The sequence below is a fragment of the Nesterenkonia salmonea genome (assembly GCF_005771525.1).
In the GTDB taxonomy this organism is placed as follows: Bacteria; Actinomycetota; Actinomycetes; order Actinomycetales; family Micrococcaceae; genus Nesterenkonia; species Nesterenkonia salmonea.
On the sequence record NZ_VAVZ01000024.1, the window covers coordinates 20699 to 40812 of the forward strand.

Genomic DNA, 20114 nt, shown 5'->3' on the forward strand with positions numbered 1-20114 from the left:
ACGTTTGTTCGGTACTTTAGTTTTATGAACTCTCAGCCCGTCGCTCCCGTTTCTTTCGGAGCACCCATAGTGGGCGACGCTCCAGTCAAGCTTGTCGCCACTGATGTGGACGGCACGATCCTCTCCTACGCGCAGTCCATGACCGGGGAGGTGTCCGCCCGGACCGTGGAGGCCTTCCAAGCTGCTCGCGAGGCCGGAATTGCCGTGGTGCTCGTCACGGGCCGCCCAGTGCGTGGCCTGCGCGGAGTCAGCAGCGCTCTTGGCCTCATAGGTCCGGTGATCGCTTCCAATGGTGCGATGACCTATGACCTCGCAGCGGATGCGCCGCTGGACCATCAGCCGCTTGCAGCGCAGGCGCTGTTCACAGCTAAGGACCTCATCCAGGAATTGGACCCGACGGTGGCGTTCGCCGCGGAGACACCGCGGATGCTGCATATGGAAGAGTCCTTTGCGCGCGGGTCACTGTGGTTCGACGATGAGCGCCGTCGAGCTGTGGGGATCCGCGACGAGGAGATCGCCATGGGGCCGTTGGACGACACTTTGGAGCGGCACAGCGCATGGCCGGTCGCCGCCGAGGGGCTCACACCGCAGGTGCCGGTGCTGAAACTGTTGGCCAAAACCCATGAGATGGAAGCTGATGCCTTCATTGCCGCCGCGCAGGAGCGGGTCGGCCATATGGTCACAGTGACGCATTCCGCGCCTGGGATAAGCCTGCTGGAGATTTCCGCCAAGGGCGTGAACAAGGCCCAGGCGCTGCGTAGGTACGCGGATTCTCTGGGAATCGATGCCGAAAACACCATCGCGTTCGGGGACATGCCGAACGATATTGAGATGCTCCAATGGGCCGGAACCTCCTGGGCGGTGGGCTCCGCCCATCCGATGGCTCGCTCCGCCGCTGACCGGGTGGCGGGAACTTGTGAGGATGACGGGGTCGCTGAGGTGCTGGAACTGCTGCTGAAAGGCACGTTGACCTGATGAAAGAGCAGTCCGCTCAGGCTCCGTACCGCGCGCACCCATACCGTGAGGTGCCCTACCTTCTGAACTCTGTCCCGGGGCGGCTACACAACGCCCCGTTGGCGTTTGCACACCGCGGAGCTGACCCGGAACGCGAAAACACGATGGCGGCATTTCGCCGAGCGGTGGACTTGGGGTTCCGCTACCTCGAGATCGACGTGCGAACTTCCGCTGACGGAGTGCTTGTCATCTTTCATGACGAAACGCTGGACCGGGTGACCAATGGGACCGGCAAAGTCTCCGACCACACTTGGGAACAACTGAGCCGGGTGAGACTCACCACAGTTACGGCAGCCAATCCATCAGATGATGCGGCACCAGTTCTTGGTGAACCTCTGGTGCGGTTCGAGGATGCACTGCAAGCGCTGCCGGAGACTCATTTCAACGTAGACCTCAAAGACTCCGAAGCCGTGAAGCACTTCGCCGAAATCGTGGACCGGCATGGTGCCCACCACCGGGTGCTCGCCGCCAGTTTCAATGATGCCCGCCGGCACCGGGTCGGCCGGCTGGTGGCCAGAAGGGTCGCGTCCTCCGGCGGCTGGGTCTCCACTGCCCTGATGGTCTTCTTGGGCCCCCTGGGCGGTTTCGGCAGACTTTCGCAGCGGCTCGCGCGCTTCGACTGCGCTCAGGTCCCGATTCGTCAGACCCGAGTGCCGATCGTGCGCCCGAAGTTCGTGGAGCGCTGCCACCGGGCCGGGCTTCAGGTCCACGTGTGGGTTATCGACGACCCGGCCGAGATGCACCGGCTGCTAGACATGGGCGTCGATGGGATTATGACCGACGACGCCGAGGCGCTGGCAGAGGTCATGCGGGAACGGTCCGTATGGCCCCAAACAGAACCTGTAGAGCATTAGCAGTCACTCTTCTCCCACGTCAGGCCAAGGTGGCGGCCAGGCCCACCCACTAGCCTTTGGGTATGTTCCTAGAGGCTCTCACCGTGCTTGCCGACCCGGCACCGGCAGGCTCGGTGGTCATCCCCTGGTGGCTGCGTTTCGGCGTGCTGGTCTATGGAGCGCTGCTGGTCGCGGCGTTCATGATCTACGCCCAGACCAAGCACCAGCGACCATGGAACGTCCTGTGGGTTCTGATCATCGCTTTTGTGCCCATCCTGGGCGCCATCTGCTACTTCGTGGTCCAGACCATCACCTACCGGAAGCAGAACTCCGAGCCGGTGAAGGGCCGTGCTGAGACCATGGCACCAGAAGAGTACGACACAGGAGGGGCCGGGTCCTCCCCACTCCGCTGAACACATGCGGGTAGGGTGAGGCCATGTCTGCACCCCACAGCGGTTCGCGGCATCGCATCGCGGCGATGTCGGTTCATGCCTACACAGCGCTGGGTGTGGTCCTTGCACTGCTCATGGTGCACCTCTCCTATGCCGGCGAAGTTGAGATTGTGCTGTGGCTTTTTCTCGCCGCGATGATCATTGACGGCACCGATGGTTTCCTCGCCCGGCGCTTCCGCGTCAAGGAAGTGGTCCCCGGGTTCGACGGCGCCCTACTGGACAACATCATTGACTACATCACGTATGCCTTCGCGCCCATGGTGCTTCTCTGGAGCACCGGGTATCTCCCCGAGGGTTGGCTCGGCGGCGCCGTGGCATCAGTGGTCCTGCTGGCTTCCTGCTACCAGTTTTGCCGCAGCGACGCGAAGACCGACGACCACTTCTTCTTAGGGTTCCCCAGTTACTGGAACATTGCCGCGTTCTACCTGATCGTGCTCGGGGCTGGGCCGACCGCCACCGTGACCACGCTGCTGGTCCTTACGGTGCTGGTGTTCGTCCCCATCAAATACGTCTACCCCTCCAGGACTGAGACGGCATGGTGGCCCACTATGATGCTCACGACGCTCTGGCTCGGGCTCTACGCGCTGATTCTGGTGCAGTTCCCGTCACCGAGCCTGTGGCTGGTCGGCCTCTCCGGCGGATACGTCCTTTACTACGCCGCGCTGAGTCTGCATCTGACGCTGACCCGGAGAGGTCAGGACAGTGGTGCGGAGGGATCGCCCAGAGCTGCGGCCAGTTCCCCTGCGGTCGGTGGCTGAGCCCCGAACCGTGAAGAGGTAATGGCTGCGGCCTGTGCGGCGGTGTGCAGCACCTCAGCGACGTCTTCTTCGGAGATCTCCCGGAGCGCGTCACGGTGCGCAGAACCCAGAAGCCCCCGGGCCCGAAGACTGGACAGTGTGGCCGCCATAAATGAGTCACCGGCACCGACGGTATCGGCGACGTCGATCGGGAAAGCTGCTTGCTCAGCGAACCCAGATCGGGCCAATGCCATGGCCCCAGAGGCACCGCGGGTCACGGTGACCAGCGCTGGTCCCAGGTCGAGCCAGGCGCTCATAGTGTCTTCGAAGCTGCGTTCTGGGTAGAGCAGCTCAAGATCGTCGGTGGAGGCCTGGATGACGTCTGCCAGTGCCACGAATTCTTCTGTCTGTTCGCGGGCTAGGTCTCGGTTCGGCACCAGTGTCGGCCGATAGTTGGGGTCGTAGGAGATGGTGGAGGTTTCCCGCAGCTGACGCAGCACGGTCTTCACCACTGACGCGCCGGGTTCGATCATGGCCGCCAGGGATCCGGTGTGCAGATGTTCGATGGCGCTGCCGGGCTGCATCAGTTTGCTGGTGAGCTCGTCCGCTGGGGGCAACGACCAGTCCAGCGAGAACTCGTAGCTTGCTTGGCCAGTGGGGTCCAGCGTGGCTGTGGCCACTGAGGTGGGATGCTCATCAGCATCCAGGACTGAAGTGATGCCTTGAGCTCTCAGCGCACGGGCAATCATGCGGCCATAGTCATCGTTTCCGCGCCGGCCTGCGAAGACGACATTGTGCTCCAACCGGGCCAGCCCCACGGCGACGTTGAACGGGCTGCCCCCAACGTGCGACTTTGGGGCAGACGTCTCTGATTCGACAACGTCTACCAAGCATTCGCCTATGACTGCTAGGTACGGATCCACCCCTCTAAGCTACCCCACCACACCGCAGTTGAGCAGGCCGGGGTTCCAGGTACGGGTAGAGAGTTTGGCCCGTCACCGCTGTTGCCAGAGGGCGTATCCGCCTAGGAGGTTCTTCACCTGCGTGTCAGGGAATCGCTGTTTGATCATGGCCAGTGCCTGCCGGGAGCGTACTCCGTGCTCGCAGTAGACCACTGCTGGGGCGGCCTCGGTGGCGTCTTCCAGACCAGCCGGAGGATCTTCCGAACGCCACAGGTCCATCAGCGGAAGGTTCACGGCGGATTCGATGCTGCCGGCGCTGTGCTCATGCGGTTCGCGGACATCGAGGATCAGCCCAACTTTCCCGTCGTCGGCGGCCCGCTGGAACTCCGCAGGAGAGAGGTCATCATCCTGTTTGGTTTCCCCGGTGAAAGGGTTGAAATCGATGTCTCCCGGCACGGCAGGCTCCTCATGGTCAGTGCTGGTGCTGGCGGCGTCGTCGTGCGTTGTGGGGCCAGCAGTGGCAACCGGTTCAGGCTCGGTGACCTCCCCGGTGCTCATGGCGGTGACCGGCTCGCGTTCCGGATCTGGACGCAGCCGGAACTCTCCGAAGTGGGAGTTCAGGGCGTCGTAGGTGATGACGCGGCCGATGAGCGGCTCCCCTATATCAGCCAGGAATTTGATGGCTTCCGTGGCCATGAGGGACCCGACGACGCCGGGGAGCACACCGAGCACTCCCGCTTCGGCGCAGGTGGGCACCTCGCCTGGGTCCGGGGCCTCAGGGTAGAGGTCCCGGTAAGTGGGGCCGCGCTCGCCGGAGGGTAGCCGAGACCAGAAGAGGCTGACCTGGCCGGAGTAGCGCAGGATGGACCCGGAGACCAGGGGTTTGTGGGCGATTTCGCAGGCATCGGAGACCACATAGCGCGCGGTGAAGTTATCTGAGCCGTCGATCACGATGTCTGCCGGTTCGATCAGCCGCAGCGCATTGGCCTCGGTGATCGCTTCCCGGTGCTCGGTGATCTTCACCTCCGGGTGCAGGCCGCGCATCGTGGCAGCGGCGGAGGCAGTCTTGTGCTGGCCGATGGTGTCTTCAGAGTGGATCACCTGACGGTGGAGGTTGCTGCGGTCGACCACATCGTGGTCAATGATGTCGATGGAGCCCACGCCGGCGGCGGTGAGGTATGTGAGGATCGGCGCGCCAAGCCCTCCGGCGCCGATGACGACGGCGCGGGAGTTCATCAGCTTGGCCTGCGCGTCGATTCCGAATCCGGCGAGCGCGAAGTGGCGCTGAAAACGTTCAGCCTGGCTGCGGTTGAACATGTTCAAGGTGTTCATGGTGTTCCTTCTGATCAATCTTCAGGAGGTTGTTGGGATTTCAGGCTCCTATAGGATGCTGAACCCCCAACAGCTGACTGATAAAGCCCTAGGTGAGGTCCTCCAGGGGGTTGATGATGCCCGCCTCGGGTGATGAGGCGAGCGCATGTTCGCGTTTGGGGATGCGTCCTGCGCGGGCGGAGTGCAGGCCGGCTTCGACGGCGAGGCGCATGGCTTCGGCCATGGCAGTGGGGTCCTGTGCCCGAGTGACGGCGGAGGCCACCAGGACTGCCGAACAGCCCAGTTCGATGGCCAGGGCCGCTTGTGAGGCGGCGCCGATTCCGGCGTCGAGCACCACCGGCACTTGGGCGCGGGAGCAGATGAGTTCAATATTGTGCGGGTTGAGGATTCCCAGTCCCGTGCCGATTGGCGCGCCAAGCGGCATGACCGCAGCGGCACCTGCCTGCTCCAGCCGCAGGGCGACCGCCGGGTCATCGCTGGTGTAGACCAGCGGGGTGAACCCTCTGTCGACGAGCTGCTCGGTGGCTTCCAGGGTTTCGATCACATCGGGCAGCAGCGTGTGCTCATCAGCGATGACTTCCACTTTGATGAGGTCCGTTTCCAGGGCCTCACGGGCCAGCTCAGCGGTCAGCACTGTGTCTTTGACTGTGTAGCACCCTGCGGTATTGGGCAGGACGTCGATTCCCAGCCGCTCGAGCATAGAGAACACTGAGGTCTTGGTCTCAGGACTGTAGCGGCGCATTGCCACCGTGGTCAGTGTGGTGCCCGACTGCACCAGGGCCTTTTCCAAGGCACTGAGGTCTGTGATGCCTCCGGTGCCCATGATGAGGCGGGAGCGCAGCGAGTAGTCGCCGATTGTCAGCGGAGCGATCTCCATCTCAACCTCCCTGGACCGCGGTGACGATCTCTAGCTCGTGCCCGGCGCTGAGCTCAGTGGCAGCCCACCGGCTGCGGGGCACCACTTCACCGTCTAGTGCCACGGCAACACCGAGGCGTCCCCCGTCCACGGGTGCCCCTGTGGAGGTGAGTTCGCGTCCGGTGGTGTGGGCGACGGCGTCGACTACTGTGGCCTGTTCTGGGAGCTCTACGTCACGGTCGTTGATGCGGACTGTGGTCATGGTGCCAGCATACGCCGGACTGGGGGTTCGTCTCAGGCCGCCTGGGGCTTGGAACCGACTCTGACCTGCAGATGTCCGCCCCTGAGCGAGTCGCGCAGCGCTTCTGTGCAGTCCTGCTCCAGCGCGGTCCACGGATGGGCGTCAATATTGGATCCGCCGAGGCGGCAGGCGAGCTGGGCGAGTGGGCGGAACGCTGCTGCAAAACCGGTGGGTTTCTGCATGTCCAGGATCCCTAGGCGCGCCTGGGCTGTGGTGAGGTCCCACATGGCCTGCCAGGCCGAAGGCCAGTCGCCCATGAGGGACAAGGAGTAGGTGGCCAGTGCGGCGTCGGAGAGCGCCCTGCCACCGGCGCTGGTGATTCGCGCTGAGGTGTCTGGCGTCTCCAGTTCGGTGGCATCGGCTTGGATGAGGATGACGTTGGTCCAGCCGTTGCGCTGGGCTCTGCCTCGCGCCTGGGCGAGCATAGTTGGGCTGCGGTCAATACCGATCACCGTTCCTGTGGATGTCACGCGTTCGCAGAGCCACGGAAAGTTCAACCCGGTGCCGCAACCGATGTCGAGGACCTGTTGGCCCTCCTGCAGACCAATAAGTTCAGCGAGTCGACGCCGCCCAGCACCGTAGACGGGGTACTCAGCTGAGAGCAGGTCATACAGTGGCGCGATGGTGGTGTACTTCGCCATGGTCCGGCTCCCTGTGGGTGTGAAGTTACGCGCGTGTGGTGTTCTGCGTGGGTACGGATGGGCTCTGCATCTCAGACTACTGGGGAGGGATCATCGCAGTGCGTGAAAACCGGCGACGACTCGATGGCCGGCGCTGATGCTGACCAGCACCGCCCACGCCACCGCGATGTGGGCGGCTGCGGCGGGGAAGATCAGCCAGAGGCTGTGCACCAGCACCGTTTCGGCGCCTTCTGCCAGGCCACCCAGGAAGGAAAGAGAGCGCCCGTCGTCGAGCTGTTTGCCTTGGCGTTCCGCGATTGATGAAAACGCCAAGAACGATCCCCCGTTGATGTAGTAGGAGAAGAGCACCAGTAGGAACGGCAGCCACGGAGCCTCATAGGCGGCGTTGGCGCCGATGGCCACACCGATGACTGTGGCGCCGTAGACGATGAAGTCGGCACAGATGTCCCAGTATCCGCCCTGACCCGAGTGTTGAGAGGGGTCATCAGCTCGGCGCCGGGCCAGCGGCCCGTCGAGACCGTCGGCGAGCCGGCAGAGCAACCACATGATCAGCGCGGGTATCCACTGCTCGGCTGCTGCCAGCACTGCGCTGGCCAGACCGGCGGCGAGATTAAGCGCCGTCAACCGGTTCGGGGTCACCCATGGATGATCGATGCGGCGGGCGATGGCGTCGAAGGCAGGGGCGAGCGCTGAGCGTAGCCGAGCATCAAACATGGTCGCTCCTGCTGTGTCTTCTTCTCCGGACTGCGAATACTGCAGCACCGATAGTCAGGATGCCCAGGACGGCTAGTGCGGCTTCGGCGCGGAATCCCGGTTCGAACCCGTAGGCGCCCAGCGCGACGTAGCTGGCCGTGCCGGGAATGATTCCCAGCGCGGTGCCGGCAATGTAGGGCCACCAGCCGACTGAGGTCAGTCCGGCTGAGTAGTTGATCGCGGTGAACGGCAGCACTGGGATGAGCCGTACGCCTGCGACTGTTGCGAAGCCGTGCCCGCGCAGCACCTCATCCACCCGGGACACCCTGGCGCCGGTAAAGCGTTCTACAGCGGCCCGGCCTAGGAGGCGCCCGAGCCAAAACGATCCCGCTGCGCCCACAACGGCCGCGATGTACACGGTGAGCAGACCTGGCCCGAATCCGAAGATCACGCCTGCGGCAATGGAGAGCACATTCTTGGGAACCGGCGCCAAGGTGAGGACGGCGTACCCGATGCCGAAACCGGCCGGCCCCCACCACCCGATTTCTGCGATCACGCTCCGCAGCTGCTCCACCGAAGGCGTGGGGAGCGCCAGAGCAAGTGCCGTGAAGATACCGACGGCCACGATGAGCGCCGCGGCCTTCACGATGACTACCTTGCGGGAATCCTGTGGTTTTCTGGCGTCTGAGGTCCCTACCGTGCCGCTCGAATCCCCCGGACCTTCCACATACTGAGCGTACTGGAACCGAGGGCCGCTGAACTGGACTGGGCCTCCTGGTCCAGCGCATCCCACCCTCCGGCTAGACCTGACCTGCGGCGTTTCCGGCGCAACAGCCGAACGCCAGGACCACCCAAGCATGGTTTAGTGGACTCATGCCCACGCGCATCGCATCCATCGGCACCGCAGTTCCCGAGACCTCCGTGTCCCAGGACAATCTGCGCGATTTCTTCGCAGAGCAACCCGGCCGAGACAGGCTCGCCCGCCGCTATATCACCGCCGCGTTCGACGCCGCCGGCATCCAGAACCGGCATACTGCACTCACCGGCCTGGGCGGCACACCCGACGGGGTGTTCATCGCCGAGGACAGAACCCTGCTGAAACCCACCACGGGCACACGGAACGCGCTCTACCGCGAGGTGGCGCCCATAGTGGCAGCCAGTGCGTCACGCTCAGCCGTGGCGGAGGCCGATATTGAAGCTGAGCAGATCACCCACCTGATCACCGTGTCCTGCACCGGGTTCTTCGCCCCAGGAATCGACTACCGCCTCATCCGAGACCTCGGACTGTCCCCCACGGTGGAGCGCAGCCATTTGGGCTTCATCGGCTGTGCCGCCGCCCTGCCCGCGCTGCGGCTCGCTACACAGATCACCGAGGCCCGGCCGCATGCCGTGGTGCTGGTGGTCTGCATTGAGCTGTGCTCCCTTCACGTGCGGGACAGTTCCGACCCGGAGCAGATCGTTGCCTCCTCCGTATTCGCCGATGGTGCCGCAGCCGCTGTTGTCACCGCCGAGGAGCAGGTGGGGCGCCCCGGCGGAGTCCACATGGATCGGTTTGCCTCAGCCCTCACCAACGAAGGCGAATCGGACATGGTGTGGACGATCGGCGATCACGGATTCGAAATGACGCTCTCCGCCGAGGTCCCGCGCATCATCGGACGTGAAATCCGGCAGGCAGTCGACACCTTTCTGGGCGGTCACCAACCACCAGAGACATGGGCTGTGCACCCTGGCGGACGCAGTGTGCTGGACCGGGTGGAGAAAGGCCTGCACCTGCCGCCGGAGGCTCTGGCCGCGTCACGGTCTGTCCTGCGCGACTACGGCAATATGTCCAGCGCCACCATCCTGTTCATCCTGCGCCAGATGATGGCTGATCCCGATGTCACCGGGAGCATCGCTGCTTTGGCGTTCGGCCCAGGACTGACCGTAGAGTCCGCCCTGCTGCACAAGATCCCCTCCAACTGAGGCGCCCCATGGACTTGTCGACGCGCGATGAGCACCTCCGCGAACTCATGGACGACCACAACTGCGACCCGCAGCGCCTCGCCGCGACCCTGCGACGGTTCGGACTGGTCAACAAAATGGTCTCCGGCTGGGGCACGATCTACCGCACCCGGCTGAAGAAGATCCTGGTGGGTCTGGGACGCCCAGCGCGGGTGCTCGACCTCGGCTCCGGCGGCGGTGACGTCATCGCGCACCTCGCCGCCTTCACCCGCCGTGACGGGCTGGAAGTGGAGTGGACTGGTGCTGATCCGGACCCCAGAGCGCACGACGTCGCCTCCCGCGCCCAGGTGCCCAACAGCACCTTCCTATGTGCTGACGCAGACGAGCTTCTGGCGCAGGGGCGGTCGTTTGACCTGGTGATCTCCAATCATGTTCTGCACCACCTGGAGCCTGAGGAGCTGATCAGCTTCACCGAGGCATCCCGTCAGTTGGCGAAGACGGCGGCGCTGCACAATGACATCGCCCGCAGCCGGCTCGCCTACGGCCTCTACAGTGTGGGCATCGCGCCCCTGGCCCCAGGCACATTCCTGCGGGTGGACGGGCTGCGTTCCATCAGGCGCAGCTACCGCGCAGTAGAACTCAGCACCGCCCTGGGAGATGACTGGAGTGTCACCTCACCTGCGGCCTTCCGGCTCCTAGCCCAAGGGCCAGGCCGTGCCTGAGGTCATCGTCATCGGAGCCGGGCCGGTGGGACTGCTGCTGGCTGCTGAGCTGAACAGCCGCGGTATCGGCGTCGAACTCTTGGAATCCCGGGAGCAGGCAGGTCCTGGCAGCCGAGCCATCGGCATCCACCCTCCCACCCTGGCGGCACTGGAGAGCTCCGGGATCACCGACCAGCTGCTGCAGCACGCAGTGCGGGTTGGCCGCGGGGAAGCCCGGTCCCAGGGCCGTCTCCTTGGTGCGGTGGGCTTCAACGAGTTGCGCACCCGGTTCCCGTTCGTGGCGACCCTGCCGCAGGAAACCACCGAGCAGATCCTCACAGCAGCAGCACCCGCAGCGCAGCGCGGAGTGACGGTCGCTGGAATCTCGCAGAGCGAGCATCAGGTGCAGCTGCAGACCTCAGCCGGTGAGCGCGGTGCGCCGATTGTGGTGATCGCAGGGGGTGCACGGTCCCGGTCCCTGGTGTACCGAGAGCCCCAGGCCCGAAGCTACCCGGACCGGTACTTGATGGTGGATGCACCCGTTGCTGCAGAAGACGACACCAGCACTGCGGTGATCCACCTCGACGAAGGGGGCGTGTTGGAGTCTTTCCCACTGCCAGGAGGCCGCCGGAGGTTCGTGACCTGGGATTCACCAGAGGCAGACAAGGATCCGGCAGCGCAACACTCGCGCATGGAACGAGCATTGGCGGTGCACGGCCAGCCGCTGGAAGGGACCCCCGCAAGGTTCGCAGTACGCGGGTTCGGGGTGCGACGGTTTGTGGCCCCGAGCCTACGCAATGGACGGGTCGTGGTCATTGGTGATGCCGCCCATGAGGTGAGCCCCATCGGCGGGCAGGGAATGAACCTGGGGTTGCTCGACGCCGCCACACTGGCCCCGCTGCTGAGCGAATGGGTCCGGTCGGGTCACGCCCCTGAGACGCAGCTGCGCCACTGGGAACGGGCTCGTGTGAGCTCTGCCCGCCGCGCCGCCTCCATGGCGGGGCTCAACACGCGGCTGGGGCGCGCTGCCTCTCCAGGTCTCAACACGCTGCGCAGCAACCTGGTGCAGCTGATGCTCGGCCCCGGTCCGGGAAGGCTGCTGACCCGCGCCTATGCCATGGGGTTCGACCACCACGCCTAGACCACGCTTGGCTGCGAGCGCTCACCCGGTGAGCGAACCACCCGATGCCACCAATTGCGCGGCGAGCACGAAGGCAGCGAGCATGACCAGCCGGAACAACACTCTGCCGGAACGGCCAGCGCGCACCATGACCACCGTCGCCACAGCCAAGAGGGCGACGACGCCGAAGAACATCCACGCCAGCACTGGGACATCTGCCGGGTTGCCCTGGCTGGGTCCCAGCGCCACTGCCAACCCGCCGATGATGACCGCTGCGGCTGCCAGCCGGGCGGAGGCGGGGCCGCCGATCCGGTGAGGCAGACCGCGGATGCCGGTGCGGGCGTCGTCGTCCAGGTCTGGGAGCACATTCGTCAGGTGCAGCGCTGCCCCTAGTGCGGCACCCGCAAGCCACGCCCATGGCGCAGCGAACTGCGGCTGCGCGGAAGCCACAGTGGCCAGGGAGGGGAAGAGCCCGAAGCTGAACAGGTACGGCAGGATCGACCACCACGTGGCCTTCAGCCCCAGGTTGTAGCTCCACGCGGAGACGATGAACGCCGCATGGGCCACCAGCAGGCCCACCCCTAAGGGCGCAGAGAGCGCGAGGGCGGCGACCAGCATGGCCCCAGCCCCAACCCATGCGGTGCGCACGCTGATGTCCCCGCAGGCAATGGGTTTGTCTGTCCTGCCGACGGCACGGTCGCGGTCAGCATCCAGGGCATCATTGGATATCCCAACTGAGAGCTGGCCAGCGAACACTGCGGACCCCAGCAGTGCGATTCGCCCAGGGCTCACACCGCTGGCGATCGCTAATCCGGCGGCCAAAGCGGTCACCACCAGGGTGGGGCCCGGATGCGAGGACCTCCACAGACCGCTCACAAGACGCACAGCCACCGCCACCATGGAGCCAGTCTCTCATTGCTTGCGCAGAGGCTCTGCAGGTGGACACCGATGAGAGGATGTCACACAACGACCAGGTCAGCCGATAGTAGGACAGTAGGTTTATGACGGACCGATCCACTCTAGAAAGCACACTGCTTTCCCTCGACGGGCGCGGTTACGGTGGGTATAAGAAGATCGCGGGCACCCACCAGCTGGGGGCATTCACACTGAATGTGGACAAGGTTCAGGTCGACCCTTTCGCTCCGCCCTCCCTCATGCGGATCAGCGTCCCACGGACCGAGGCCGGACTCCCTGAGCACCTGGTATCCGACCGTTCTGGACGCACTGCGGTGGGCGATTTCATCACCCGGGCCTTCGCGGATGCCGTGCGGAGCCGCTCCGCGCAGTCTGACAGTGGACGCAGGAGCCCGGTGAGCATCGGGGCCCCGGGGCAGCAGGTACTGGAACGCTCCAGTGTTCTGATCACCGAGGAGTCAGTGGAGGCTCGGATCGCGGTGGAGCTTCCCGCGGCGGGCCGCAAAGCCCTGGGGAGGAAGGCCGCACGCCTGCTCAGCCAGGAGCTTCCCGATATTGCCTCCGCCGCTCTGCTCCACGGCTCGCTGAATCACCAAGCCCTAGAGGACCATGTTCGGCTCTACCGGGATCAGCGGTACCTGCGCGGCCAGTTGGTTCAGGAGCACCTGGTGGCCTTCGTGGGCGACGGCGCTGTCCTGGCCCGCCGCTCCGGGAACTCCGATAAGCCCCTGGACCACGGGGTCGTAGAGTTCTCCAGCCCCGAAACACTGCGCACGCGCTTCACCCTGCCCAGCGGCCGCGAGGTCACCGGTATGGGCGTACCCGAGGGGGTGACCGTGATCGTCGGTGGCGGGTACCACGGCAAATCGACGCTGCTGCGGGCCATGGAACGCGGCGTCTACCCGCATATTGCCGGTGACGGTCGCGAATGGGTCATCACCCGTGAAGATGCGGTCTCCATCAGGGCAGAGGACGGCAGAGCCGTGACAGGTGTCGATATTTCACCATTCATCTCTGGTCTGCCATCAGGCACAGATACTGCGGACTTCAGCACTGCCAATGCCTCCGGATCGACCTCGCAGGCGGCGAACCTTGTGGAGGCAGTGGAGGCGGGCGCGTCAGCACTGCTCATTGATGAGGACACCTCCGCGACCAACTTCATGATCCGCGATGAGCGGATGCGCCAGCTCATTCCCGCTGACCGGGAACCCATCACACCGTTTGTGGAGCGGGTCCGCCCCCTGTTCACCGAAAGAGGGGTCTCCACAGTGCTGGTAGCAGGAGGATCCGGCGCGTTCTTCGATGTAGCCGACCATGTGATCGCTCTGCAGGACTACACCCTGCGCGAGGTCACTGAACGCGCTCGCAGTATCGCGGCCGAATATGCCAGCGCCGCGAGTAACACCCAGCAGCCGGATCATGAGAGCCCTCGGGCTCCGATCTTCTCCACCGCCGGAAGCCGCAGGCTCGACTCTGATTCCCTGCGCGCGTCGGGGAAGACCAAGCCGGCCCGGGCCAAAGGCCGGGACACTGTGCAGTTCGGCAAGGAAATGATTGACCTGGCTGCCCTGGCCCAGGTGGTCGACTCAGCACAGACGGAAGCGGTCGCCAAGATTCTGGACCGACTCGCCGAAGCCGTTGACGGCACCCAGAGTGTCCATGAGGTGGTCCGGGAAATTCTCCGGAAAGTGGATGACCACGGTCTTGACGTGCTCTCCCCGCACCGCGGCCATCCGGGCCATCTCGCCAGGCCGCGACCTCATGAGGTGCACGCTGCCCTGAACCGCTACCGAGGGCTGAGCCTGTCCTGATCCGGCATACGAGTGGCCCCGCAGGAGACATTCCCACGGGGCCACTCGAGAGGAATCAGCCGATCAGTCGGTGATGTCCTTGGCGGCGTCCTTCGTTTTCTCCCCAGCCTGCTTGGCCTCAGCCTTCTTCTTCTGCATCATGCCTTCAGCCTGGGTCTCCTTGTCTCCGGTCACCTTGCCCACGGTCTCTTTCCCCGCGCCGGCTGCTTTCTCTGCTGCATTGCTGATCTTGTCTGCTGCGCTCATGATCAGATGTCCTTTCTATGTCTTGAGTGTTTTTCTTTCCACAGGGTGTGGTCTTTGGGGTGCGGCTCAGGCCAGTTCGTGCCCGGAACCGCGGGGGGCGTCGTCTTCCTCGGGAAGGTGCACGTCGGCGACGCTGATGTTGACTTCCACCACCTCAAGACCGGTTCCGTGCTCCACGGACCGGATGACGTTGCGGCGAATGTTTTCCGCGACCTCAACGATCGATGCGCCGTACTCCACGATGACGGTGAGATCGATGGCTGCCTGGCGTTCGCCCTTCTCCACCGAAACGCCTCCGCTGACCTGGGTCTGAGAACCTGGGATCCGCTCGGAGATGGCATCGAATGTGCGCCGGGCGATATTGCCCATCGAGTGCACACCCGGTACCTCGCGCGCCGCAATCCCGGCGAGCTTCTGCACCACGGTCTCTTCCACTGTGGTGGAGCCCTGTTCTGTCACCAAGGGGCTGCGAACCGCTTCAGCCCGCTGCTTCCGAGTCAGTTCAGCGCTCTGGCTTGTGCCTGCAGCACCGTTGGTGGACTGACCGGTCTTCTGTGCAGCTGAGGTGTTCTCAGTCATTCCTGTCTCCTTCAGAATCCGACAGCGCCGCTGAGGCGCCTCAATGGTTGTAGAAGCTCTATCCCGTCGGGCTAGACACAAACTAAGACGCACCAGCGCAGGGATCCTCACGGTCTTGTGCGAGAGAATTTTCTGCGGCTCTGCGCAAGGTCCGGCGATTAGGCTCCTACGTATGGATCTTCAGAAGCACTCCGACGCCGCGACCGCTGCCAATACCCACAGCTTCACCGTGACCTGCCCCTTTGACGGCACCGAGGTGGGACGGCTGGCGAGGTCAACACCGGATCAGATCGACGACGCCTTCACCTCCGCGCGCATGGCACAGCGGCACTGGGCGCAGGTGCCGGTGGATGAGCGACTGAAGGTGATCAGCCGTTTCGCGGATCGGGTGGCGGAGCATCACGATGAGCTGCTGGACCTGGCCCAACGCGAAACGGGCAAGGCGCGTATCAGCGCAGCAGAAGAGCTGGCAGATATTGGGCTGTGGACGAACTACCTGGTCGGCCACGGAGCTGCAGCACTGCGCACCAAACAGCGGCAGGGCGGGTTTCCCCTTCTGACGACGACGTATGAGCGGCGGGTGCCCCTCGGTGTGGTGGGAGTGATCACCCCGTGGAACTATCCTCTGACTCTGCCCATGACTGACTCGCTTCCTGCGCTGCTGGCGGGCAACGGCGTCGTGCTCAAACCTGATGAGCAGACCTCGCACACTGCTCTGCGGCTGGTGGACCTGCTCCGCGAGGCAGGGCTGCCGGAGGATCTGCTCCGCGTGGTCTTGGGGTCCGGTGATGAGGCCGGGGCCGCGGTGGTGGACCGGGCAGATTATGTGATGTTCACCGGGTCTACCGCCACCGGAAGGGTGGTTGCTCAGCGCTGCGCGCAGCGACTGATCGGTTTCTCCGGGGAGCTTGGAGGCAAGAACCCCATGCTGATTCTGGAGGACGCTAACGTCTCCCAAGCGGCCAATGCGGCAGTCAATTCCTGCTTCGCCAACACCGGTCAGCTATGCATGAGCATCGAGCGGATCTACATTCACTCCTCACAGTGGGAGGAGTTCACAGCGGCGCTGCTGAAACGGGTTCGGGCCCTCAAGCTGGGCGCCGGTCTGACCTGGAAAGCCGATGTGGGAAGCCTGGTGGGCCCAGCGCAGCTGGAAAGAATCGCCGACCATGTGGACGAGGCGGTCGAGGCCGGAGCGCAGGTACTTGCAGGCGGCCGAGCCCGCCCAGACATCGGTCCCTACTTCTATGAGCCCACCGTGCTCACCGGGGTCACGGAGGGGATGCGAGTCCACCGCGAGGAGACCTTCGGCCCCGTGGTGAGCTTGTACCGGGTGGACAGTGAAGAGGAGGCCATCGCGGCCGCCAATGACACCGAATACGGCCTACTGGCAAGCGTCTGGTCCAAGCAGCGCGGCGACGAGGTCGCTCAACAGCTCAGGGCCGGCAGTGTGAACATCAACGATGGACACACAGCAGCTTGGGCGTCTATGGACGCGCCTATGGGCGGGTTCGGCCAGTCTGGAATCGGCCGCAGACATGGCCGGGAGGGCATCACGAAATACACCGAAGCTCAGACGGTCGCCCGTCAGCGGCTGGCCCCTGTGGCGCGCATCCCCGGCGTTTCACAGAAACGGTGGGCGCAGATGATGATGAGAGGAGTCCGCACGCTCAGGAGCATCAGATAGCATGTCCGATCGTGCGCTATCACCTCGCCGGCCGAAAGGTCCTCATCACTGGAGGCGCCAGCGGCCTGGGGCGGCATCTGGCACACCAAGCCGCAGAACGCGGTGCGCACGTGGTGATATGGGACGTTGATCAAGAAGCCGGCCAGGCAACCGCGGATGAGATCGCACGGTCTGGCGGGACGGCCTCCGCCATGGTTGTTGATGTCGCAGAACGTGAAGCGGTCAAAAGCGCAGCGTTGCACTGCGGGGAGATCGACGTCCTCATCAATAATGCCGGCATCGTCAGTGGCGAGCGCCTCCTGGACTCCTCTGACGAGCAGATCTCCGCAACTCTGCACGTCAACACTATGGCTCTTTTCTGGGTGACTCGCGCATTCCTGGGCGGAATGATCGAGCGCGGTCACGGCACCGTGGTCACCGTCGCAAGCTCAGCCGGCCTAGTCGGTGTCCCCGGCCTGACAGACTACGCGGCCAGCAAATTCGCGGCATTCGGATTCGCCGAGGCGCTCCGCGGAGAACTCCGGCAGGATCGGACCGGTGTCACGTCCCTTACGGTGTGCCCGTCCCATCTGGATACGGCACGGTTCGACGGCGTCACCACCCGTTTTGCCTGGCTGCTCCCCCGCTTGTCGGCGAGCCGTGTGGCGGGGAAGATTCTGCGCGCGGTCGAACGGCGTCGTACACAGCTGATCATGCCGCCGCTGGTCCGCACTATTCCCGTGGCACGAGCGATGAACGTCCGGCACTTCGACGCGATGATGTCCTTCTTCGGTATCGGGACTGCCATGGATGCGTTCAGCAGTCGCTCTTCCCAGTACGACGCCGCCCCGCACCCCCGCGAGTAGAACGCTGACTACGCGTACGGCGTGAGGTGACAGATGCCTCACACAGCAACCGGGATACGGCAGGCAGAAAAATTCTTTGGAAAATGCACCGTGAGGATTCTGCGCGGGCCGCGTCTTAACCCATGTCAACATCACGCAGACGGCGTGAAGAGCTACGCGCATCCCCTGATGCGCTGCAACACAAAGGAGCATCATGGCAGAGAACATCAACGCTAAGAACGCAACAGCCGCTCAGACTTCATCGACCTCTGACGCGGTTGCTCTGGCTAGGTCCACGCAGGGTAAGAGTCCGCTCGTCACCGAATACGGCCAGACCACCGTGGAAGAGACAGTGGTCCAGAAGCTCGCCGGTATCGCAGCTCGCGAAGTCCCCGGTGTCCACTCCATGGGCAACGCAGCACGCCGGACATTCGACGCCATCTCCGAGCGGATCCCAGGCTCCCGCACCCAGGTCAGCGGCGGCGTCTCAGCGGAGAAGGGCGAACGTCAGACAGCTATCGACCTCAACATCATCGTGGAATACGGTGCCTCGATCGTAGACATCGCCGAAAAGATCCGCCACAACGTGATCCGCTCCGTGGAGTACGGCACTGGCCTTGAGGTCGTCGAGGTCAACATCACCGTCGCAGACGTCCACCTCCCTGAGGATGAGGATGCCCCCCGCGAATCCGGCCACGAACTCGCCTGATTCATAACCGCGATAGAGCACCGCAGCACAGCGAACCTGAGCGGATACAGCTCCGTCCAACAGAAAGAGACTGATCATGAATGCAAGCTATGTGGGATTGTTCGCAGGGCTGATTCTCGGAATCGTCGCCGTCACGGGAGGATTCCTTGCCTTCCTCGGTGTCGCAGCCCTCGGGGCGCTGGGTCTGATTGTCGGACTGATCGTGGAGGGCCGGCTGGACATCAGCGGTATCACCGGCGCGGAACGGCGTCGGCGATGAGCCAGGCGACTCAGGCCACCGGTCGCCTCACCGTCAAAGAGGCTGCCGTGGAGAAGACTGCTGCGTACCTCGCGGAGCAGCTGGAGGGAGTCTCTGCCACCAACAGGCTCAGCTTGCGCGGCTTCAACTCCGGCACCGGCGAACGCAAGCGGCCCAAAGTTGAGGTCGAAATCAGCGGGAACATCGCCGGAATCACTGTTCATCTGGCGCTTCCCTATCCCGCTCCGCTGCGAGACCTGACGGAGAAGGCGCGCACGCATATCACCACCGAGGTGCAGCGCCTCACCGGGGTCTCGGTCTCCTGGGTGGATGTCCGCATCACCCAGCTGCACATATCCTCTTCGGAAAGGACACTGCAATGAGTAGTCCGCGCATCCGGCAGCGACCGGACCGCCGCACTCCCGCGCTCGCCGTAGCCTTCATCATGGCAGCGGTCGGCATCTTGGGTATTTGGTGGTCCGCAGCTGCCCTGATAGAGCGTCAGAACCTTGCCGGTCTCGACGGCCTTGAGGGTCGCACCTGGGAAAGCCTGCTGCTGATTCTCGGCGCTGCAGGCGCCGTGCTCCTAGGACTGGTCCTCATTCTGGTCGCCCTGATTCCCGGAAAAGCTGCCGTGACTCCCATGAGAGTTCCGAACGTGGGCCCCGAGCGGAACACGGTGGTGACGACCAAGGGATTGGCACGGATCGTAAATGCTGAAGCAGAGCGCACCGAAGGCACTGTCGGCGTCCGGGCCACAGGTACCCCGGGCCGGGTCAAGGTCCTGGTGGACACTGTGGCTCCCAACGGGCGCGATGTCCGGAACCTCGTGTCAGAACGCAGCCGTGATCGGTTTTGCTCACTGCGGCTCAAGCGCGTGCCACGCGTGGCTGTGCGCACGCGACGTAAGGAGAAACGATGATCGCCGTTTCCAAAGCACCGAACCGATTCTTCCTACTGGTGATCGGGCTTGTGCTCCTCGCCATCGGCACCACCGCACTGGCAGTAGCCAGTGGGAAGCTCAGCGGCCTGCAGTACGCCCCAGAACAAGGGGATGACCTGTTGGATGCGAGCCTGCTGCCCGTCTGGACTCCAGCTGCCGTGCTGGGCATCTCTGTCCTACTCACGGTTTTCGGACTGTGATGGGCGGCGTCGGCTGTGCCACGCTCCGTGAAGGCACGGGAGTTCCAACTGCACAGGGACGGACGCCACGGAGTGACACGCCTGGACAACGGTGCCCTGCAGCGGGCCGTGTCCGACGCCGCCCAGCAGCTGCGCGGCGTCGTGGCGGCAACGGTCCGGATTGAAGGCACCGCCGACCACCCCGGAGTGCTCATGAAGGTGGAGATCGATGAACGCTCTGACATTTCTAACACTGTCGATCAGCTGCACCGCGATGTCTTGGGCGGCCTGGAAACCTCATTGCAGGCCCCGCTGTCTCAGGTCAGGCTGATTGTGGACCCGGTGCGCAACAGCCGAAAGTCGGAGGCAGCGGCGGTGAAGCTGGACTGATCGGTTCCGTCACGCCCAACTGCGCAGATCGCCCCGTGTGGATGACTCCCACGGGGCGATTCTTTAGCTA

Annotated in this window: 26 protein-coding genes; 16 read left to right on the forward strand and 10 right to left on the reverse strand. The window is 64.2% G+C overall.

Annotation, left to right across the window (positions count from 1 at the left end):
• Positions 1–24 precede the first annotated feature (24 nt).
• The 4 genes from FEF26_RS09400 to FEF26_RS09415 all read left to right on the forward strand — a co-directional run bounded on the left by FEF26_RS09400 (position 25) and on the right by FEF26_RS09415 (position 3057).
• Positions 25–975, forward strand: coding sequence for a Cof-type HAD-IIB family hydrolase (locus tag FEF26_RS09400; protein WP_166432988.1), 951 nt, complete (start codon positions 25–27; stop codon positions 973–975).
• Positions 975–1868 (forward strand): glycerophosphodiester phosphodiesterase family protein, encoded by an 894-nt coding sequence (locus tag FEF26_RS09405; RefSeq protein WP_138253283.1) that lies wholly within the window; start codon positions 975–977, stop codon positions 1866–1868. The genes FEF26_RS09400 and FEF26_RS09405 overlap by 1 nt, the downstream gene beginning before the upstream one ends.
• A 62-nt stretch (positions 1869–1930) precedes the next feature.
• Positions 1931–2260: a PLDc N-terminal domain-containing protein gene (locus tag FEF26_RS09410; RefSeq protein WP_138253284.1), complete on the forward strand. Its 330-nt coding sequence runs from the start codon at positions 1931–1933 to the stop codon at positions 2258–2260.
• Between the two features lie 23 nt (positions 2261–2283).
• Positions 2284–3057, forward strand: a complete 774-nt coding sequence (locus FEF26_RS09415; RefSeq protein ID WP_138253285.1) for a CDP-alcohol phosphatidyltransferase family protein — start codon at positions 2284–2286, stop codon at positions 3055–3057.
• Here the strand turns inward: FEF26_RS09415 and FEF26_RS09420 are convergent.
• From FEF26_RS09420 to FEF26_RS09450, 7 genes are all read right to left on the reverse strand, one after another.
• Positions 2994–3959: a carbohydrate kinase family protein gene (locus FEF26_RS09420; RefSeq protein ID WP_138253286.1), complete on the reverse strand. Its 966-nt coding sequence runs from the start codon at positions 3957–3959 to the stop codon at positions 2994–2996. The genes FEF26_RS09415 and FEF26_RS09420 overlap by 64 nt on opposite strands.
• Positions 3960–4031: 72 nt before the next feature.
• A complete protein-coding gene (gene moeB / locus FEF26_RS09425) occupies positions 4032–5270 on the reverse strand; it encodes a molybdopterin-synthase adenylyltransferase MoeB (protein WP_138253287.1) in 1239 nt (412 codons plus the stop codon).
• Between the two features lie 88 nt (positions 5271–5358).
• A complete protein-coding gene (locus tag FEF26_RS09430) occupies positions 5359–6147 on the reverse strand; it encodes a thiazole synthase (RefSeq protein WP_138253288.1) in 789 nt (262 codons plus the stop codon).
• A 1-nt stretch (position 6148) separates the two neighbouring features.
• Positions 6149–6388, reverse strand: a complete 240-nt coding sequence (thiS, locus tag FEF26_RS09435; protein ID WP_138253289.1) for a sulfur carrier protein ThiS — start codon at positions 6386–6388, stop codon at positions 6149–6151.
• Between the two features lie 32 nt (positions 6389–6420).
• Positions 6421–7068: a class I SAM-dependent methyltransferase gene (locus FEF26_RS09440; RefSeq protein WP_138253290.1), complete on the reverse strand. Its 648-nt coding sequence runs from the start codon at positions 7066–7068 to the stop codon at positions 6421–6423.
• A gap of 90 nt (positions 7069–7158) precedes the next feature.
• Positions 7159–7782, reverse strand: a complete 624-nt coding sequence (locus FEF26_RS09445) for a CDP-alcohol phosphatidyltransferase family protein (RefSeq protein WP_138253291.1) — start codon at positions 7780–7782, stop codon at positions 7159–7161.
• Positions 7775–8488, reverse strand: coding sequence for a TVP38/TMEM64 family protein (locus FEF26_RS09450; protein WP_166432989.1), 714 nt, complete (start codon positions 8486–8488; stop codon positions 7775–7777). The genes FEF26_RS09445 and FEF26_RS09450 overlap by 8 nt, the downstream gene beginning before the upstream one ends.
• A gap of 146 nt (positions 8489–8634) precedes the next feature.
• Between FEF26_RS09450 and FEF26_RS09455 the strand changes: the two genes are divergently transcribed.
• Genes FEF26_RS09455 through FEF26_RS09465 form a run of 3 tightly spaced genes read left to right on the forward strand, consistent with a single transcriptional unit; the run spans position 8635 to position 11544 of the window.
• Positions 8635–9723 carry a type III polyketide synthase gene (locus tag FEF26_RS09455; protein WP_138253293.1) on the forward strand — a complete coding sequence of 363 codons (1089 nt, stop codon included), beginning with the start codon at positions 8635–8637 and terminating at the stop codon, positions 9721–9723.
• Positions 9724–9731: 8 nt separating this feature from the next.
• Positions 9732–10424 carry a methyltransferase domain-containing protein gene (locus FEF26_RS09460; protein ID WP_138253294.1) on the forward strand — a complete coding sequence of 231 codons (693 nt, stop codon included), beginning with the start codon at positions 9732–9734 and terminating at the stop codon, positions 10422–10424.
• A complete protein-coding gene (locus tag FEF26_RS09465; RefSeq protein ID WP_138253295.1) occupies positions 10417–11544 on the forward strand; it encodes an FAD-dependent oxidoreductase in 1128 nt (375 codons plus the stop codon). The genes FEF26_RS09460 and FEF26_RS09465 overlap by 8 nt, the downstream gene beginning before the upstream one ends.
• Positions 11545–11565: 21 nt before the next feature.
• Here the strand turns inward: FEF26_RS09465 and FEF26_RS09470 are convergent, their stop codons facing one another.
• Entirely contained in the window at positions 11566–12423 is an 858-nt protein-coding gene (locus tag FEF26_RS09470; RefSeq protein ID WP_138253296.1) for a UbiA family prenyltransferase, read from the reverse strand.
• Between the two features lie 101 nt (positions 12424–12524).
• Between FEF26_RS09470 and FEF26_RS09475 the strand changes: the two genes are divergently transcribed.
• Positions 12525–14249: an ABC-ATPase domain-containing protein gene (locus tag FEF26_RS09475; protein ID WP_138253297.1), complete on the forward strand. Its 1725-nt coding sequence runs from the start codon at positions 12525–12527 to the stop codon at positions 14247–14249.
• Between the two features lie 63 nt (positions 14250–14312).
• Here the strand turns inward: FEF26_RS09475 and FEF26_RS09480 are convergent, their stop codons facing one another.
• Together FEF26_RS09480 and FEF26_RS09485 are read right to left on the reverse strand one after the other, a co-directional pair.
• Entirely contained in the window at positions 14313–14495 is a 183-nt protein-coding gene (locus FEF26_RS09480; RefSeq protein WP_138253298.1) for a CsbD family protein, read from the reverse strand.
• Between the two features lie 66 nt (positions 14496–14561).
• A complete protein-coding gene (locus FEF26_RS09485; RefSeq protein WP_138253299.1) occupies positions 14562–15074 on the reverse strand; it encodes an Asp23/Gls24 family envelope stress response protein in 513 nt (170 codons plus the stop codon).
• 172 nt (positions 15075–15246) lie between these two features.
• On the opposite strand from FEF26_RS09485, the gene FEF26_RS09490 reads away from it, so the two are divergent.
• The 8 genes from FEF26_RS09490 (at position 15247) to FEF26_RS09525 (ending at position 20044) form a co-directional block, all read left to right on the forward strand.
• Complete coding sequence (locus FEF26_RS09490) at positions 15247–16761, forward strand: succinic semialdehyde dehydrogenase (protein WP_138253300.1); 1515 nt, start codon at positions 15247–15249, stop codon at positions 16759–16761.
• 11 nt (positions 16762–16772) lie between these two features.
• Entirely contained in the window at positions 16773–17606 is an 834-nt protein-coding gene (locus FEF26_RS09495) for an SDR family oxidoreductase (protein ID WP_138253301.1), read from the forward strand.
• 193 nt (positions 17607–17799) lie between these two features.
• Positions 17800–18294 carry an Asp23/Gls24 family envelope stress response protein gene (locus tag FEF26_RS09500; RefSeq protein ID WP_138253302.1) on the forward strand — a complete coding sequence of 165 codons (495 nt, stop codon included), beginning with the start codon at positions 17800–17802 and terminating at the stop codon, positions 18292–18294.
• A gap of 76 nt (positions 18295–18370) precedes the next feature.
• On the forward strand, positions 18371–18553 hold the full coding sequence (locus FEF26_RS09505) for a hypothetical protein (RefSeq protein ID WP_138253303.1): 183 nt from the start codon (positions 18371–18373) through the stop codon (positions 18551–18553).
• Positions 18550–18915: an Asp23/Gls24 family envelope stress response protein gene (locus tag FEF26_RS09510; RefSeq protein ID WP_138253304.1), complete on the forward strand. Its 366-nt coding sequence runs from the start codon at positions 18550–18552 to the stop codon at positions 18913–18915. Before FEF26_RS09505 ends, FEF26_RS09510 begins: the two co-directional genes overlap by 4 nt.
• Positions 18912–19454: a DUF6286 domain-containing protein gene (locus FEF26_RS09515; RefSeq protein WP_138253305.1), complete on the forward strand. Its 543-nt coding sequence runs from the start codon at positions 18912–18914 to the stop codon at positions 19452–19454. Before FEF26_RS09510 ends, FEF26_RS09515 begins: the two co-directional genes overlap by 4 nt.
• The gene (locus tag FEF26_RS09520) at positions 19451–19675 is read left to right on the forward strand and encodes a hypothetical protein (RefSeq protein ID WP_138253306.1); all 225 of its coding nucleotides are present in this window, start codon (positions 19451–19453) and stop codon (positions 19673–19675) included. The genes FEF26_RS09515 and FEF26_RS09520 overlap by 4 nt, the downstream gene beginning before the upstream one ends.
• A gap of 72 nt (positions 19676–19747) precedes the next feature.
• Complete coding sequence (locus FEF26_RS09525) at positions 19748–20044, forward strand: Asp23/Gls24 family envelope stress response protein (protein ID WP_138253307.1); 297 nt, start codon at positions 19748–19750, stop codon at positions 20042–20044.
• Positions 20045–20114: the final 70 nt, after the last annotated feature.

Coding starts and splice junctions, on each gene's coding strand:
- FEF26_RS09400 (WP_166432988.1), top strand. CDS start 25: ATGAACTCTCAGCCCGTCGCTCCCGTTTCTTTCGGAGCACCCATAGTG.
- FEF26_RS09405 (WP_138253283.1), top strand. CDS start 975: ATGAAAGAGCAGTCCGCTCAGGCTCCGTACCGCGCGCACCCATACCGT.
- FEF26_RS09410 (WP_138253284.1), top strand. CDS start 1,931: ATGTTCCTAGAGGCTCTCACCGTGCTTGCCGACCCGGCACCGGCAGGC.
- FEF26_RS09415 (WP_138253285.1), top strand. CDS start 2,284: ATGTCTGCACCCCACAGCGGTTCGCGGCATCGCATCGCGGCGATGTCG.
- moeB (WP_138253287.1), bottom strand. CDS start 5,270: ATGAACACCTTGAACATGTTCAACCGCAGCCAGGCTGAACGTTTTCAG.
- FEF26_RS09430 (WP_138253288.1), bottom strand. CDS start 6,147: ATGGAGATCGCTCCGCTGACAATCGGCGACTACTCGCTGCGCTCCCGC.
- thiS (WP_138253289.1), bottom strand. CDS start 6,388: ATGACCACAGTCCGCATCAACGACCGTGACGTAGAGCTCCCAGAACAG.
- FEF26_RS09440 (WP_138253290.1), bottom strand. CDS start 7,068: ATGGCGAAGTACACCACCATCGCGCCACTGTATGACCTGCTCTCAGCT.
- FEF26_RS09445 (WP_138253291.1), bottom strand. CDS start 7,782: ATGTTTGATGCTCGGCTACGCTCAGCGCTCGCCCCTGCCTTCGACGCC.
- FEF26_RS09455 (WP_138253293.1), top strand. CDS start 8,635: ATGCCCACGCGCATCGCATCCATCGGCACCGCAGTTCCCGAGACCTCC.
- FEF26_RS09460 (WP_138253294.1), top strand. CDS start 9,732: ATGGACTTGTCGACGCGCGATGAGCACCTCCGCGAACTCATGGACGAC.
- FEF26_RS09470 (WP_138253296.1), bottom strand. CDS start 12,423: ATGGTGGCGGTGGCTGTGCGTCTTGTGAGCGGTCTGTGGAGGTCCTCG.
- FEF26_RS09475 (WP_138253297.1), top strand. CDS start 12,525: ATGACGGACCGATCCACTCTAGAAAGCACACTGCTTTCCCTCGACGGG.
- FEF26_RS09480 (WP_138253298.1), bottom strand. CDS start 14,495: ATGAGCGCAGCAGACAAGATCAGCAATGCAGCAGAGAAAGCAGCCGGC.
- FEF26_RS09485 (WP_138253299.1), bottom strand. CDS start 15,074: ATGACTGAGAACACCTCAGCTGCACAGAAGACCGGTCAGTCCACCAAC.
- FEF26_RS09490 (WP_138253300.1), top strand. CDS start 15,247: ATGGATCTTCAGAAGCACTCCGACGCCGCGACCGCTGCCAATACCCAC.
- FEF26_RS09500 (WP_138253302.1), top strand. CDS start 17,800: ATGGCAGAGAACATCAACGCTAAGAACGCAACAGCCGCTCAGACTTCA.
- FEF26_RS09505 (WP_138253303.1), top strand. CDS start 18,371: ATGAATGCAAGCTATGTGGGATTGTTCGCAGGGCTGATTCTCGGAATC.
- FEF26_RS09510 (WP_138253304.1), top strand. CDS start 18,550: ATGAGCCAGGCGACTCAGGCCACCGGTCGCCTCACCGTCAAAGAGGCT.
- FEF26_RS09515 (WP_138253305.1), top strand. CDS start 18,912: ATGAGTAGTCCGCGCATCCGGCAGCGACCGGACCGCCGCACTCCCGCG.
- FEF26_RS09520 (WP_138253306.1), top strand. CDS start 19,451: ATGATCGCCGTTTCCAAAGCACCGAACCGATTCTTCCTACTGGTGATC.